The organism is Stenotrophomonas sp. As-7 (assembly GCF_030291015.1).
Lineage (GTDB): Bacteria > Pseudomonadota > Gammaproteobacteria > Xanthomonadales > Xanthomonadaceae > Stenotrophomonas > Stenotrophomonas lactitubi.
This window is the reverse complement of sequence record NZ_CP127405.1, coordinates 3166954-3180834: the sequence shown is the minus strand read 5'-3', so window position 1 is coordinate 3180834 and position 13881 is coordinate 3166954. Positions and strand designations below refer to the sequence as shown.

At 67.4% G+C, this 13881-nt stretch carries 14 protein-coding genes; 2 read left to right on the top strand and 12 right to left on the bottom strand.

Going from position 1 to position 13881, the window contains the following annotated elements; translation table 11 throughout:
• Window positions 1-4: 4 nt before the first annotated feature.
• The gene (locus tag QP457_RS14665) at window positions 5-1588 is read right to left on the bottom strand and encodes a cytochrome ubiquinol oxidase subunit I (protein WP_099821188.1); all 1584 of its coding nucleotides are present in this window, start codon (window positions 1586-1588) and stop codon (window positions 5-7) included.
• A 228-nt stretch (window positions 1589-1816) separates the two neighbouring features.
• Here QP457_RS14665 and cydD point away from each other — a divergent pair, with 228 nt between their 5' ends.
• Together cydD and cydC are read left to right on the top strand one after the other, a co-directional pair.
• Entirely contained in the window at window positions 1817-3562 is a 1746-nt protein-coding gene (gene cydD / locus QP457_RS14660) for a thiol reductant ABC exporter subunit CydD (RefSeq protein ID WP_205405990.1), read from the top strand.
• The gene (cydC, locus tag QP457_RS14655) at window positions 3559-5238 is read left to right on the top strand and encodes a thiol reductant ABC exporter subunit CydC (RefSeq protein ID WP_205405989.1); all 1680 of its coding nucleotides are present in this window, start codon (window positions 3559-3561) and stop codon (window positions 5236-5238) included. The genes cydD and cydC overlap by 4 nt, the downstream gene beginning before the upstream one ends.
• A 176-nt stretch (window positions 5239-5414) precedes the next feature.
• On the opposite strand, the gene QP457_RS14650 is transcribed toward cydC, so the two are convergent.
• The 11 genes from QP457_RS14650 to ccmA all read right to left on the bottom strand — a co-directional run bounded on the left by QP457_RS14650 (window position 5415) and on the right by ccmA (window position 13764).
• Window positions 5415-5759, bottom strand: coding sequence for a DUF1294 domain-containing protein (locus tag QP457_RS14650; protein WP_205405988.1), 345 nt, complete (start codon window positions 5757-5759; stop codon window positions 5415-5417).
• Window positions 5759-6871: a homoserine O-acetyltransferase gene (locus QP457_RS14645; RefSeq protein WP_205405987.1), complete on the bottom strand. Its 1113-nt coding sequence runs from the start codon at window positions 6869-6871 to the stop codon at window positions 5759-5761. The genes QP457_RS14650 and QP457_RS14645 overlap by 1 nt, the downstream gene beginning before the upstream one ends.
• 115 nt (window positions 6872-6986) lie before the next feature.
• Window positions 6987-7976 (bottom strand): tetratricopeptide repeat protein, encoded by a 990-nt coding sequence (locus QP457_RS14640; RefSeq protein ID WP_205406005.1) that lies wholly within the window; start codon window positions 7974-7976, stop codon window positions 6987-6989.
• The gene (locus QP457_RS14635; RefSeq protein ID WP_240196665.1) at window positions 7970-8398 is read right to left on the bottom strand and encodes a cytochrome c-type biogenesis protein; all 429 of its coding nucleotides are present in this window, start codon (window positions 8396-8398) and stop codon (window positions 7970-7972) included. Before QP457_RS14635 ends, QP457_RS14640 begins: the two co-directional genes overlap by 7 nt.
• Window positions 8399-8432: 34 nt before the next feature.
• A complete protein-coding gene (locus tag QP457_RS14630; RefSeq protein WP_025876469.1) occupies window positions 8433-9050 on the bottom strand; it encodes a DsbE family thiol:disulfide interchange protein in 618 nt (205 codons plus the stop codon).
• Between the two features lie 9 nt (window positions 9051-9059).
• On the bottom strand, window positions 9060-10979 hold the full coding sequence (locus tag QP457_RS14625) for a heme lyase CcmF/NrfE family subunit (RefSeq protein WP_205405986.1): 1920 nt from the start codon (window positions 10977-10979) through the stop codon (window positions 9060-9062).
• Complete coding sequence (gene ccmE, locus QP457_RS14620) at window positions 10980-11441, bottom strand: cytochrome c maturation protein CcmE (protein ID WP_100460633.1); 462 nt, start codon at window positions 11439-11441, stop codon at window positions 10980-10982. It lies immediately after the preceding gene.
• Window positions 11438-11629: a heme exporter protein CcmD gene (ccmD, locus tag QP457_RS14615; RefSeq protein ID WP_100460628.1), complete on the bottom strand. Its 192-nt coding sequence runs from the start codon at window positions 11627-11629 to the stop codon at window positions 11438-11440. Before ccmD ends, ccmE begins: the two co-directional genes overlap by 4 nt.
• Window positions 11626-12399, bottom strand: a complete 774-nt coding sequence (gene ccmC / locus QP457_RS14610) for a heme ABC transporter permease CcmC (protein WP_205405985.1) — start codon at window positions 12397-12399, stop codon at window positions 11626-11628. Before ccmC ends, ccmD begins: the two co-directional genes overlap by 4 nt.
• Before the next feature lie 43 nt (window positions 12400-12442).
• Window positions 12443-13138, bottom strand: coding sequence for a heme exporter protein CcmB (gene ccmB / locus QP457_RS14605; protein ID WP_100553021.1), 696 nt, complete (start codon window positions 13136-13138; stop codon window positions 12443-12445).
• On the bottom strand, window positions 13135-13764 hold the full coding sequence (gene ccmA / locus QP457_RS14600) for a heme ABC exporter ATP-binding protein CcmA (RefSeq protein ID WP_191077876.1): 630 nt from the start codon (window positions 13762-13764) through the stop codon (window positions 13135-13137). The genes ccmB and ccmA overlap by 4 nt, the downstream gene beginning before the upstream one ends.
• Window positions 13765-13881: the final 117 nt, after the last annotated feature.

The window sequence follows — 13881 nt, the reverse complement described above, 5'->3', positions numbered from 1 at the left end:
TGCCTCAGGCCTGGCCGGGGGCAACGGCATTGGGGGAAACAGGGCGGATGTCGGCCTGCAGCGTCGGCAGGATGTCATCAGGACCCTTGCGGACCGCCTTCAGCATCAGCTTGATTTCGATGATCAGCAGCACCGTGTACAGGCTGGTGAACACCGCCAGCGTGGTCAGGATTTCATGCAGTGCCAGGCCCGATGCCGCATAGAAGGTGGGCAGCACGCCATCCACCGCCCACGGCTGGCGACCGTACTCGGCCACGAACCAACCGCATTCGATCGCGATCCACGGCGCCGGCAGGCTCCACACGGCAAGCTTCAGGAACCAGCGCTTGTCCTGGAAGTTGTTGCGGCACGAGTAGTAGAAGGCCAGCGCGAAGAAGGCGATCAGGTAGAAGCCCAGCCCGGCCATGATGCGGAAGGTCCAGAACAGCGGCGCCACGCGCGGCACGGTATCCATCGCGGCCTTGGAGATTTCCTCCGGCGTCGCGTTGAGGATGTCTTCGCGGTAACGCTTCAGCAGCAGGCCATGGCCGAGATCCTGCCAATGGCGGTCGAACATCTCCCGTGCTTCGAGGTCGTTCTTGTCCTTCTTCACCCGTTCCAGCGCGCCGTAGGCGATCTGGCCACCACGGATGCGGTGCTCTGCACGGTCGACCAGTTCGAGGATGCCCGGAATCGGCTGGTCCAGCGAACGGGTGGCGATCAGGCCCATCAGGTACGGAATCTTGATCGCGTAATCGTTGGTATGGGTGTCCTGGTTGGGAATGCCGAAGGCGGTGAAGTCCGCCGGTGCACGCTCGGTCTCCCACATCGCTTCGATCGCGGCCAGCTTCATCTTCTGGTGTTCGCTGGCGGCATAACCGCTTTCGTCACCCAGCACGACCACCGACAGCGAGGACAGCAGGCCGAAGGCCGCGGCGACCGCGAACGAACGGCGGGCCATGTCCCTGTGCTTGTTGCGCAGCAGGTACAGGGCGCTGATCGACATCACGAAGATCGCACCGGTCACGTAACCGGCGCTGACGGTGTGCACGAACTTGGCCTGCGCCACCGGGTTCAGCAGCACCGCAGCGAAATCGACCACTTCCATGCGCATGGTTTCGGGGTTGAACACCGCACCGGTCGGGTTCTGCATCCAGCCGTTGGCGATCAGGATCCACACTGCCGACAGGTTGGTGCCCAGCGCCATCAGCCAGGTCACGGTGAGGTGCTTGACCGGGCTCAGGCGCTTCCAGCCGAAGAAGAACAGGCCGATGAAGGTCGCTTCCAGGAAGAACGCCATCAGGCCTTCGATGGCCAGCGGCGCACCGAAGATGTCACCCACGTAGTGGCTGTAGTACGACCAGTTCATGCCGAACTGGAACTCCATCACCAGGCCGGTGGCCACGCCGATGGCGAAGTTGATGCCGAACAGGGTGCCCCAGAACAGGGTCATCTGCCGCCAGACCTGCTTGCGGGTCATGACGTACACGCTTTCCATGATGGCCACCATGAAGGACAGGCCAAGCGTGAGCGGTACGAATAGGAAGTGGTACATCGCGGTCAGAGCGAATTGCAGCCGCGACAGTTCTACGACTGTCTGATCAATCATGGCCTGGCTACCTCGTTGGATAGTGCCGTTGCAGGTGGCGGGAAGGGTGGTCTACGGGGTGAATGATGTGACCGACTACTTCAAACAGCCTTGATCCAGATCAATGTATGAACACGTGTTCAGGGGGATCGTATGCCAACCCGATGAAGACTGCGACCGCCGGCCGCAGGGGAAGGCGGTTGCCTGCGCCTACAATGCCGTCCATCCCCCTGCTGCCTGTGAAGAGCCTTGAGCGCTGCCGAACCGACCGCCGACGCCCCTGATCGGGATGACGAATCGACCCGCCTGCGGCGTGTCCGCACCGCGTGGCTGGCCGATCTGGCCCGCGCCGCGAAGGGACGGCAGCGGCTGGCGTCGCTGTGCATCAGCGTGTCCGGCACGCTGTTGATCGGTCAAGCCGCCGCCATCGCCTGGCTGGTGCAGCAGGTGCTGGTCGAGCGCGCGCCGTTGGCCCAGGGCCTGCCGGTGTTGGCCGCGCTGGCGCTGATCCTGGTGGTGCGCACCCTGCTGGGCAGTGTCACCCAGGCTGCGGCCGGTGACGTTGCCGATGCCGCACGACTGTCCCTGCGCGAGCGTGTCTTCGCGCGTCTGCTCGGGCATGGTCCGCTGTGGCTGCGGCAGCGCCGCACCGGCGAGCTGGGTGAGCTGATGCTGCATCACGGCGATGCCATCGAGAACTACTACAGTGGTTTCCTGCCGGTACGCACCGAAGTGGTGGTGGTGCCGTTGTTGATCCTGGCTGCTGTGGCCTGGGTCGATTGGGTGGTTGCACTGATCCTGCTGTTCACCGCACCGCTGGTGCCGTTTTTCATGATGCTGGTGGGTTGGGGCGCCGAAGCGGCCGGACGCGCGCAGTTGGGCGAACTGGCGCGCATGAGCGGGCACTTCGCCGATCGCATCAAGGGCCTTGGCCTGCTGCGCCTGTATGGCCGCGGGGAGGCCGAGCTGGCCGGCATCGAGGCTGCGGCCGAGGGCGTTCGCGTGCGCACCATGAAGGTGCTGCGCATCGCCTTCCTGTCCTCCACCGTGCTGGAATTCTTTGCGTCGGTCAGTGTGGCGATGGTCGCGCTGTATCTGGGCCTGAGCTATCTGGGCCTGATGTCGTTGCATGCGACCGTGCCGACGCTGGGGGCTGGCCTGTTCTGCCTGCTGCTGGCACTGGAGTTCTACGCGCCGTTGCGGCGCCTGGCCGCGCACTATCACGACCGCGCCAACGCGCTGGCCGCTGCCGCCGAGGTGGAGCGCCTGCTGCAGACGCTGCCGGAAGACGAGGCCAGGATTGCACAGGACGGCGTGCCGCTGGCACCGGAGCCGGCCGAGGCCGCCTTGCCGCCGCTGCAGGCGCACGGTCTGGTACTGCGTCCGTTGGGCGCTACTCACGACGTGCTGCAGAACCTCGACCTGCAGCTGGAACCGGGCCAGCGCCTGGCCCTGGTCGGCCCCAGTGGCAGCGGCAAGAGCACGCTGCTGGAAGCGCTGGCCGGGTGGCTGCCGCCGCGCGCGGGCCGGGTGCAGCTGCGGGCGGGACTGCAGGTGGCCTATGCCAGCCAGCGTCCCTATCTGTTCCACGGCACCATTTCCGAAAACCTGCGCCTGGCCGATCCCGGTGCCAGTGACGCGCGCCTGCGCGCTGTTGCCGAAGCCGCACAGGTGCTGCAGTTCGCGCAGCGCCTGCCAGAAGGGCTGGATACGCTGATCGGCGAACGCGGCTTCGGCCTGTCCGGTGGTGAGGCACGTCGCATCGGCCTGGCGCGTCTGCTGCTGCGCGATCCGCAGGTGCTGCTGCTGGATGAGCCTACTGCCTTCCTCGACGCCGAAACCGAAGCGGCGCTGCTGCGCAGCCTGGCTGCGTATGCGCGCGGACGCAGCGTGGTGGTGGCGACCCACAGCCCGGCGGTGATCGCCTGGGCCGACCGCTGTCTGCTGCTGCCCGAAGGGCGCCTGGTTGAGCCGGCGCAGGCGGTGCGCGCATGAGCCGCTCTTCCGATTCACTGCGAGCGGTGTTCCTGCGCCATCGCCCGCGCCTGCTGCTGGCGGTGCTGCTGCTGTGGACCACGATGCTGGCCGGCACCGCGCTGCTGGGCCTGTCCGGCGGCTTCCTGACCGCTGCAGCGCTGGCCGGTGCAGCGGGCCTTGGCCAGGGCTTCAATTTCTTCACTCCGTCGGCCGGCATCCGCGGGCTGACCATGGCGCGCATCGCATCGCGCTACTTCGAAAAACTGGTGGGGCATGACGCCACCCTGCGCATCGCCCGCGACCTGCGCGTGTGGTTCTTCCGCCGCGCGCTGCCGCTGGCGCCGGCACGGCTGGGTGCGACCCGCACCGGCGATCTGCTGGCGCGGCTGCTGGGCGACATCGGCGAAATAGACGGCCTGCTGGTGCGTGCCATCGGCCCGCTGCTGGCGCTGGCTGCGTTGACGCTGGTGGGCGTGGGCTCGGCGGCGTTGATCCTGCCATCGGCAGCGCTGCTGCTGGCGGTACTGGCGCTGCTGATCGGTGTTGGCGTGCCGTGGCTGGGCGTACGTGGCCATGACAGCGAAGAGGCCGACCGCGCTGCCCATCGTGCGGCGCTGCGCACGGCAGCATTCGAGGGACTGGAAGGGGCGGCTGATCTGGCCGCGCTGAATGCTGGCAACGCCTGGCAGTTGAAGGTGCGGGTGGCGGCCAAGCAGGTGGCCTCGCGCGATCGTCGTCGACGCCTGCGGCTGATCGCTGCATCGACGCTGCATGGCGTGCTGGCCGGGCTCGGCCTGGTGGCGATGCTGGCACTGGCGTTGCATGCGGCCGAACAACAGCGCATCGCACCGGAAATGGCCGCCGGGCTGGTGTTCCTGACGGTAGCGATGATCGAGCTGTGGGCGGGCATGGGCCTGGCCTGGCAATCGCTGCAATCGGGCCGCATTGCCGCCGCGCGTCTGCAGGCCATCGTCGAGCAACCGCCTTCGGTGGAAGAACCTGCATCGCCGCAGCCACTGGCGTCGGCCGCGACTGTGCATTGGGACGATGTGCACTTCCAGTGGCCGGGCGCCGCGCGGCCGGTGCTGTGTGGCCTGCAGCTGACGCTGGCGCCGGGCGAGCGCATCGCCATCCGTGGCGACAGCGGCAGCGGCAAGACCACGTTGTCGAGCCTGCTGTTGCGTCTGTGGGATCCGCAGCACGGACGGCTGACCTACGGTGGCCAGGACCTGCGCGATGTCGCCCAGGCCGACTGGCACCGGCATCTGGCATGGCTGCCGCAGAACGCGCCGGTATTTGCCGGCAGCGTGGCCGAAAACCTGCGACTGGGCGATCCCGAGGCCAGTGACAAGGCGTTGTGGTCGGCGCTGCAACGGGTACGGCTGGGCGAATGGGCCGAGCGCAATGGCGGCCTGCAGGCCTGGGTGGGCGAGAACGGCGCAACGATGTCGGCCGGCCAGGCGCGGCGCCTGGCGCTTGCCCGCGCGCTGCTGCGCAATGCGCCGATCCTGCTGGTGGATGAGCCCACCGAAGGCCTGGACGTGGATACCGCGCGCGCACTGCTGCAGGACCTGCCAGCTCTGCTGGAAGGACGCAGCCTGTTGATGATCACCCACGATGACCTGCCGGCCGGTGTGGTGGATGTGCAGTACCGGTTGCGCGATGGGGTATTGGTCCGCGAACCGCTTCGGTAGATGCCGACCTTGGTCGGCACATACGCGCGTGGCATGGATCTACAGCGTTGGCCAGCATGTACGACCAGAGCACCCGCTGGAACTGCACTATGCGAAGGGGTGTTGATTCGCGAGACGCTTCGGTAGATGCCGACCTTGGTCGGCATATCCACGCGTAGCGTGGATCTACAGGGCGGCTACCGGGAAAATTCGCGCAGCATCACCGCGATCGAGGCCACGTTGGCCAGCACGCACAGCCAGAACACCCACTGGAACTGCATCTTGCGATGTTTGTGGCGGAATACCGCCTGGCCGAGCAGGGCACCAGGCCAGCCGCCAGCAAATGCCAGCAGCTGCAGCGTGCGTTCCGGCGTCCGCTGCTGATTGCGCTGCGCTGCCCGCTTGTCGTGTCCATACAAGCCGAACGACACCGCGCTGGCGAGTGCGCACCATGCGCCCAGCCACAGCGGAAACACGCCGGTTGCGGTCAAGCCGATCAACGCACCGAACGCGGCCAGTGCGAGATTGCGCCGCCACACCATTACAGTTCGTCGAGGAAGCCGCGCACGGCCGGGCCGAAACGTTCGAAGTCGACCAGGAACGCGTCATGGCCCTGCGGTGATTCCAGGCCGATGAAACGCGCATCCGCGCCGCCGGCGCGCAGGCCATCGGCCACCTGTTGCTGCTGCTGTACCGGGAACAGGATGTCGGTGTTGGCGCCAATTGCCAGCGCCTTGTCGACGCGGATGCTGGCCAGTCCGGCCAGCACATCGCCATCGCCATATTCGGCCAGGTCGAACCAGTCCATCGAGCGGCTCAGGTATAGATAGCAGTTCGGATCGAAGAAGCGCACGAACCGGCGTGCATGTCCCTCCAGATAGCTTTCGACCTGGAATTCCAGACCGAACGGATCATCGTCGGCCTGGTCGGAATCCAGCCGCACGCGACCGAAGCGGCCATCCCATTCCAGCGCCGAGCGGTAGGTGATCACACCCAGCTTGCGTGCCATGCGCATGCCCGATTCCGGGTATGCCTCATTGTCGTAGTGGCCACCGTTCCAGCGCGGATCCAGGCGGATGGCTTCGCGCTGCAGCGAACGGATCGCGATGGAGAAGGGCAATGCCTGCGCGCTGCCGGAAATGTTGATATGGCTGCGGGCGATGCCCGGATGCAGCAGCAACACCGCCAGCGCGGTCATCCCGCCCATCGAATTGCCGATCACGCAGGCGAGCTGCTCGACGCCCAGCGCGCGTACCACGTCAACTGCCGCGCGTGCGCCGTCTTCGATCGACAGTTCCGGAAAATCCAGACGATACAGTTCGCCGCTGGCTGGATTGATCGATGCAGGGCCCGTGGAGCCCTTGCAGCTGCCCAGCGAGTTCACGCAGACCACGAACCAGCGGTCGGTATCGATCGGCTTGCCGGGGCCGATCATGGCTTCCCACCAGCCCGGCGCAGGATTGGCTTCGTTGGCCGCTGCATGTGCGTCGGGCGACAGGCCGGTGACGATCAGGATCGCGTTGCCGGCGTCTGCGTCCAGCGCACCCCAGGTCTCGTAGGCCACGCGCGCACCGTGCAGGGCGCCACCGCGTTTGCACGGAAAGGGCGAGGGCAGTGCATGGAAGCGGGTGCCGGGCGGAATGAATTCGGTCATGTGGGCATTCTAGCGGGGCGGCATGTGCAGCTGGCGACACGCTGGTTTCCATGGGCGGGCTGAGCGTGGATCCGCCGGGCATGACCCGGCGCTACCGTTGGTGCGCGCGGGTACGTTACGGGAACCGCAGCTCGACCACGCCGTCATGCGGCAGGCTGACCTTGACCGGCGCGGTCTGCAGGTCGTCTTCGCTGCGGTTGGCGCTGCCGCTGCGCGAAATGCGTGCCAGTACTTCCACTTCGCGATGCGCCGACAACGGTGCGGTCGGCATCGGGCTGTCGCCGTCGCCGAGGCCGACCGTTGCAGGGAAGCTGGCCAAGGGCAGCTTGCGTGCAGCCACCGGCATCGGCGGGCCACCCACTGCGCGCGCCAGCACGAACACCTGGGTGCTGGCCGGCCAGTCACCCGTTTTCAGCGATGCGGGCAGGTGCACCCGCACCTGCAGCAGCGGCGGTGCCGCTGCCGGTGTGTCCGACGGCTGGCCAGCCGCCTCTCGGGCGATGGCGATCTGCGCCTGCAGCGCCTGCGCCGCGCCCGGTTCCAGGCGAGGCAGCAGCGTGCTCCAGAGGTCGGCAGCCTCGGCGTTGCGGCCACGCTGGCGCAGCGCGATGCCGAGCAACCAGCTGGCGCGCTCGGCATCGGGCGACAAGGTATGCGCACGCTGCAGCCATGCCAGCGCGGTGTCATCGAACTGCTTGCCCGGATCGGCCTGCGCGCGTGCCTGCGCGGCCTCGACCAGCACGCCCGGTTCGTCCGGCGCCAGTGCTGCGGCGCGGTTGAAGGCATCGGCTGCAGCGGCGGCATTGCCGAGTTCGGCCTGCGAACGGCCCAGCAGTGCCCAGCCATCGGCGCGTTGCGGGTCACGCTGCAACGCCTGCTGCAGTGCCTCTACGCCGTCGCGCAGGGTGGCCACCGAAGGCGCGGGTTGCACCTGTGCAGCGCGTGGATTGCCGACCAGCAGGTACAGGCAGGCGCCTGCCACACCCAGAGCCACCACCCCCAGCACGAAGCTGCGACGGCCTTGCTGGCGCAGCGGCCACAGCACCACGGCCGCCAACAGCGCAGCGGCCACCGCAGCAAGCATCGGCAACCAGTGCGTCACCAGTCTTCTCCCTCGGTTGGGTTCACCACAGCGGACGCATCCATCTGTCGGCTGCGACGACGGACGATACCCATCACCACCAGCGCGCCGCCACCCAGTACCAGTAGCGGACCGCCCCACAGCAGCCAGGTGCCGGGTTGCAGCGGCGGTTGATACAGCACGAACTCGCCGTAGCGGGCGACCAGGAACTGCTTGATGGCCGCATCGTCGAGGCCCTGCTGCATCAACTGCAGCACTTCACGGCGCAGGTCCTGGGCGATCTGCGCATTGGAATCGGCCAGTGACTGGTTCTGGCACTGCACGCAGCGCAGCTGCGCGGCCAGGTCGTGGAAGCGCGCTTCCTCGGCCGCATCGCGGAACACCAGCGGCCGCGCATCATGCACCGGTTGTTGGGCGAGGCCGGCGTTCGGCAGCGCCAGGGTCATCGCCAGCAGCAGCGGCAGCAGCCAGCGCATGTGCTTACGGCGAGGCGTGCAGGGTGTTGCCGGCATCGCCTTGGGCCTTTTCAAGCTTCTCCAGCGCCGGAATCAATTTTTCGTCGACTACCTGCTGGGTCATCGCACCGCTGTACTTCCAGCGCACGATGCCACTGCCATCGACCAGGAAGGTTTCGGGTGCGGCCGTCACGCCCCAGTCGATGGCAGTGCGGCCTTCGATGTCGCTCAGCACGACCATGAACGGGTTGCCCAGCTGTTCCAGCCAGTGCAGCGCGTCGGTGGGTTCATCCTTCCAGTTGTAGCCGATCACGCGTACGCGCTTGCTCTCGGCGAAGCGGGTCAGCACCGGATGTTCTTCGCGGCAGGCCGCGCACCAGCTGCCCCAGACGTTGAGCAGGTAGGGCGCACCACGCAGCTCTTCGCTGCGCACGATCATCTGCGGGTCATGCAGCACCGGCAGCGCGAACGCCGGCGCCGGCTTGTCGATCAGTGCCGAAGGCAGCACATCGCGCTGCGGATCGCCCGATTTCATCACCCCGTAGATCATCAGGCCAAGCAGGCCGAAGAAGAACAGGACGCCAATCACGATGGCTACCGGCGGCAGCGGGCGGGAAGGGCGTGGGGCGGGTGACTCGGACATGGGGAACTCCTACGGACGACGAAAGCGGCGATCGGCGGCGGCGATGAATCCGCCCAGGGCCATCAACAGCGCGCCCAGCCAGATCCAGCGCACGAAGGGCTTGATGTGCACCCGTACCGCCCACGCATTGTTGCCCAGCGGCTCGCCCAATGCCACGTAGACATCACCGCTGAGGCGTGCATCGATGCCTGCTTCGGTCATCACCTGGCCGCCGCTGGCGTACTGGCGCTTCTCCGGATGCAGCAGGGCCAGTTCGCGACCCTCGCGCAGCACCCGCAGATGGCCGCGGTCAGCGATGAAATTGGGGCCTTCGCGGTGGTCCACGCCCTCGAAGCGCACCTCGTGGCCGGCGACCACCACCTGCTGGCCGGGTGACAGCGCCACTTCGCGCTGCACGTTCAACGCTTCCACCAGCAGCGCGCCGGCCAGGAACACCGCGACACCGGCGTGGGCGACGATCATGCCAAGCATCTCGGCAGTGAAGCGGCCATTGCCACGCAGGCGCTGCCAGACGAAACGGGCGGTGCCCAGGCCGACCCAGGCTGCAGCCGCGACGCCGATGCCGGCCTTCCAGCCATTCTGCGGCGCCTGCCACCAGGCCCAGGCACCGAGCAGCACGGCCAGACCCGCCCATGGCAGCAGCAATGCCAGTGCGCGCGAGGGTTGGTCGCGCTGCCACTTCACCAGCGGACCGAACGGCAGCAGCATCACCATCGGTGCCATCAGCAGCAGGAACAGGCTGCCGAAGTACGGTGGCCCCACCGAGATCTTGCCCAGCGACAGCGCATCGGCCAGCAGCGGGTAGAGCGTGCCGAGCAGGACCATCGCGCAGGCGCTGGCCAGCAGCAGGTTGTTGGCCAGCAGCAGGGTTTCGCGCGAGGTCGCGGTGAAGCCGCGGCGCGGATCGCCAGCATCCACGGCCAGCCGTGGCGCACGCAGCGCATACAGCAGCAGGCTGCCACCCACCAGCACCGACAGGAAGATCAGGATGAACAGCCCACGCGAGGGATCGGCGGCGAACGAATGCACGCTGGTCAGCACGCCGGAGCGGACCAGGAAGGTGCCCAGCAGCGACAGCGCGAACGCCGCGATGGCCAGCAGCAGCGTCCAGCTGCCGAAGGTGCCGCGCTTCTCGGTCACCGCCTGCGAATGGATCAGCGCCGCGCCAACCAGCCATGGCATGAAGCTGGCGTTCTCGACCGGATCCCAGAACCACCAGCCGCCCCAGCCAAGCTCGTAGTACGCCCACCAGCTGCCCAGTGCGATGCCCAGCGTCAGGAAGCCCCAGGCCACGTTGGTCCAGGGTCGCGTCCAGCGTTGCCAGCGTGCGTCGACGCGGCCTTCCAGCAACGCCGCCACGGCGAAGGCGAACGGCACCGCAAAGCCGACGTAGCCCAGGTACAGCATCGGCGGATGGATGATCAGCCCCGGGTCCTGCAGCAGCGGGTTGAGGTCACGTCCCTCCAGCGGCACCGGGTTCAAGCGCAGGAACGGATTGGAGGTGAAGATCAGGAAGGCGAGGAAGCCGACACTGACCACGCCCATCACCGCCAGCACGCGCGCCTGTACCGGTGCCGGCAGGTGCCGCGAGAACAACGCCACCGCGCCGGTCCACAGCGCCAGCACCAGCGCCCACATCAGCAGCGAGCCTTCGTGCGCCCCCCACACCGCCGAATAGCGGTAGATCAGCGGCAGCAGTGAATTGGAGTTCTCGGCCACGTAGCGCACCGAGAAGTCCTGCTGCACGAAGGCCGCCGTCAGTACGGCAAAGGCGCCAGCCAGCAGCAGAAGCTGGGCAAATGCAGCCGGACGGGCAACCGACATCCATGCGTCGTTGCCGCGCTGCGCACCGACCAGCGGCAGCACTGCCTGCAGCAGCGAGGCCAGCAATGCGCAGAGCAGGAGGATCTGACCGAATTCGGGAAGCACTCAGCGCACCTCGGGCGCCGTGACCGGCACATCATGCTTGCGATGGGCCTGGCCCATCTTGTCGGCCACTTCCTTGGGCACGTACTTTTCATCGTGCTTGGCCAGTACCTCGTCGGCGACGAACGTACCGTCCTGCAGGCGACCACTTGCGACCACGGCAGTGCCTTCGGCGAACATGTCCGGCAGGATCCGCGAGGTGGACACCGGCAACTGCGCATCGCCGTCGGTGACCTTGAAATGCGCTTCCAACGAGCCGAGCGGGCGGTTGAAGGAACCCTTCACCACCATGCCGCCGAGGCGGAACCGGGTCTGTGCATCGACATCGCCGCGCAGTACTTCCGAGGGGGTGTACAGGTAGGCGATGTTGCGCTCCAGCGCCATCGCCACCAGCGCTGTGGCCAGCCCGGAGGCGAGCAGGGCCAGCAGCACCCAGACCAGACGGCGGCGCTGTACCGGCGTCATCGCTCCAGCTCCGCCGACAGCGCAGGCGCGGTGACCTGCTGTGCGGCCTGACGGGCCTGCTGCCGCTGCTGGCGCGACTGCGCCTGGCGGCGTGCCGCGCGCAGGCGCAGCCACGACCCAAGGGCATCGGCGCCGAGCACCAGCACGAACACGGCGTAGGCGCCGATCACGAAGGGCAGGTGAGTCATGGCCGCGATTCCTCCACCTCGGTTGCACGGGCATCCACGCGGTCGCCAACCCAGGCCTTGCCGGCTTCGCGGTACAGGTTGTCGGCGCGTGCCTTGGCCAGCAGCGAACCACAGAACCAGAGTTTGGTGGCGACCACCATCCACCACAGCGGAGCAATCAGCTCGGTACGGATGGCCGATTCACCGAACACGCTGATCGACTGGCGCTGGTGCAGGCCACCCCACCAGTCCACCGAGTAACGGATCACCGGCAACAGGCTGACGCCGACGATGGCCAGCAGGCCGGCGGCACGCGCGGCACTGCGGCGGTCTTCGATGGCGTGGTAAAGCCCGATCACGCCCAGGTACAGGAACAGCAGCACCAGCTCGCTGGTCATGCGCGGGTCCCAGTCCCACCACGTGCCCCAGGTGCCTTTGCCCCAGATGCTGCCGGTCACCAGGGTGATCAGGGTGAAACCGGCGCCCATCGGCGCGCACGCCATGGCCAGGATCTCGCAGATCTTGATCCGCCAGATCAATGCGATGGCGGCATACAGCGCCATCAGCGCGAACACGAACAGGCTCATCCAGGCGCTGGGCACGTGGATGTAGAGGATGCGGAAGCTGTCCAGCTGGCGGGCTTCCGGCGGCACCACCAGCAGCGCCTGCCACATGCCGACCAGCAGCACCGGTACCGCGGCGATGTAGAACAGTCGCGACCAGCGGGCAGCGAAATGATCGAACGTGGGAGGCGAGCCGAGTTGATGGAACCAGCGGACAATCGGATTCATGCGTGGCGGCTATCCAGCAGGGGTGGATTGGCTCTCAGCTCGGTCAACTCAGAGAAATACGAATCGCAGCGGCGGTCGCCAGCGGTGCCAGCACCAGGGCGATCACCAGTCCAGCGCCCAGCATCAGCAGCGCACCGACCGGATCCTGTCCGCGGCTGGCTGCCGCCAGGCTGCCGGCACCGAAGACAAGCACCGGTACGTACAGCGGCAACGACAGCAACGCCACGAGAATACCAGAGCGCCGGATGCCCACGGTCAGTGCAGCGACCACGCCACCGATCAGGCTCAACAACGGTGTTCCCAACAGCAACGATGCCAGCAACATCGGCAGCTGGTCATGCGGCAGATGCAGCATTTCCGCCAGCAGCGGGCTCAGCAGGATCAACGGCAGGGCGGTGGTCGCCCAATGCAGCAGCACGCGCACCAGCACCAGCCACGCCAGTGGCACCGGCGCCAGCAGCCATTGTTCGAGTGAACCGTCTTCGGCATCGGAGCGGAACAGCGAATCCAGCGCCAGCTGCCCGGCCAGCAGCACCGCCAACCACAGCACCGCACCGGCGGTGGCAGCCAGCGGCTGCGGATCCCGGCCCTGGGCGAGGGCGAACAGCACCACCACCAGCAGGGCGAACAGCAGCGGCTGCAGTGCATCGCCGCGACGGCGCCAGAGCAGGCGCAGGTCGCGCGCCACCAGGGCGCGGGCGGTCTGCCACAGGCCCGGTTCAGTGCCCGGCGCGATCATGCGGCACCGCCGAGATCGAGCTGGCGGGTGCGTACCGGCGGTGCGGCATAGGCGCCATGGGTGGTGACCAGGGCGGCGCCGCCGCTGCGCAGGTGTGCGGAAATCATCCGGTTGACCAGGTTGATGCCTTCCAGGTCGAGGTTGGCATAGGGTTCGTCGAGCAGCCACAGCGGTGCTGGCGACAGCCAGATGCGGGCCAGTGCCAGGCGCCGTTTCTGTCCGGCCGACAGGTGCCGCACCAAGGTGTCCTCGTAGCCGGCCAGGCCGACGATGGCCAGCGCATTGCCCGGCATCTGCCGTGCGCGGCGACCGTGCAGGCCACACAGGAAATGCAGGTTCTCCAGCGTGTCCAGGTCCGGCTTCAGCGCCGGCAGGTGGCTGAGGTAGGCGACATAGCGCGCACGCTCGGCGTTGCTGGCCGGCTTGCCGTCGATCAGCACCTGGCCCGCGCCCGGGCGCGCCAGGCCCGACAGCACGCGCAGCAGGGTGGTCTTGCCGGCACCGTTGCCGCCCTGCACCAGCAGCGCTTCGCCGGCATCCACGTGGAAGTCCAGCGGGCCGAACACCGGCTCGTCATTGCGGGAGAAGCTCAGGCCGCTGGCAGCCAGCAATGCAGGGGTGTTCAAGGCGCAGGGGTCTTCATGCAGGAGTGCGGCGGCAATTGTAGCGGTGAAACCGCATCGGGTAGTGCCGGCCGCTGGCCGGCAGCTCTGCCAGGCGCCGGTGTGGCATGTGCAAAGAGC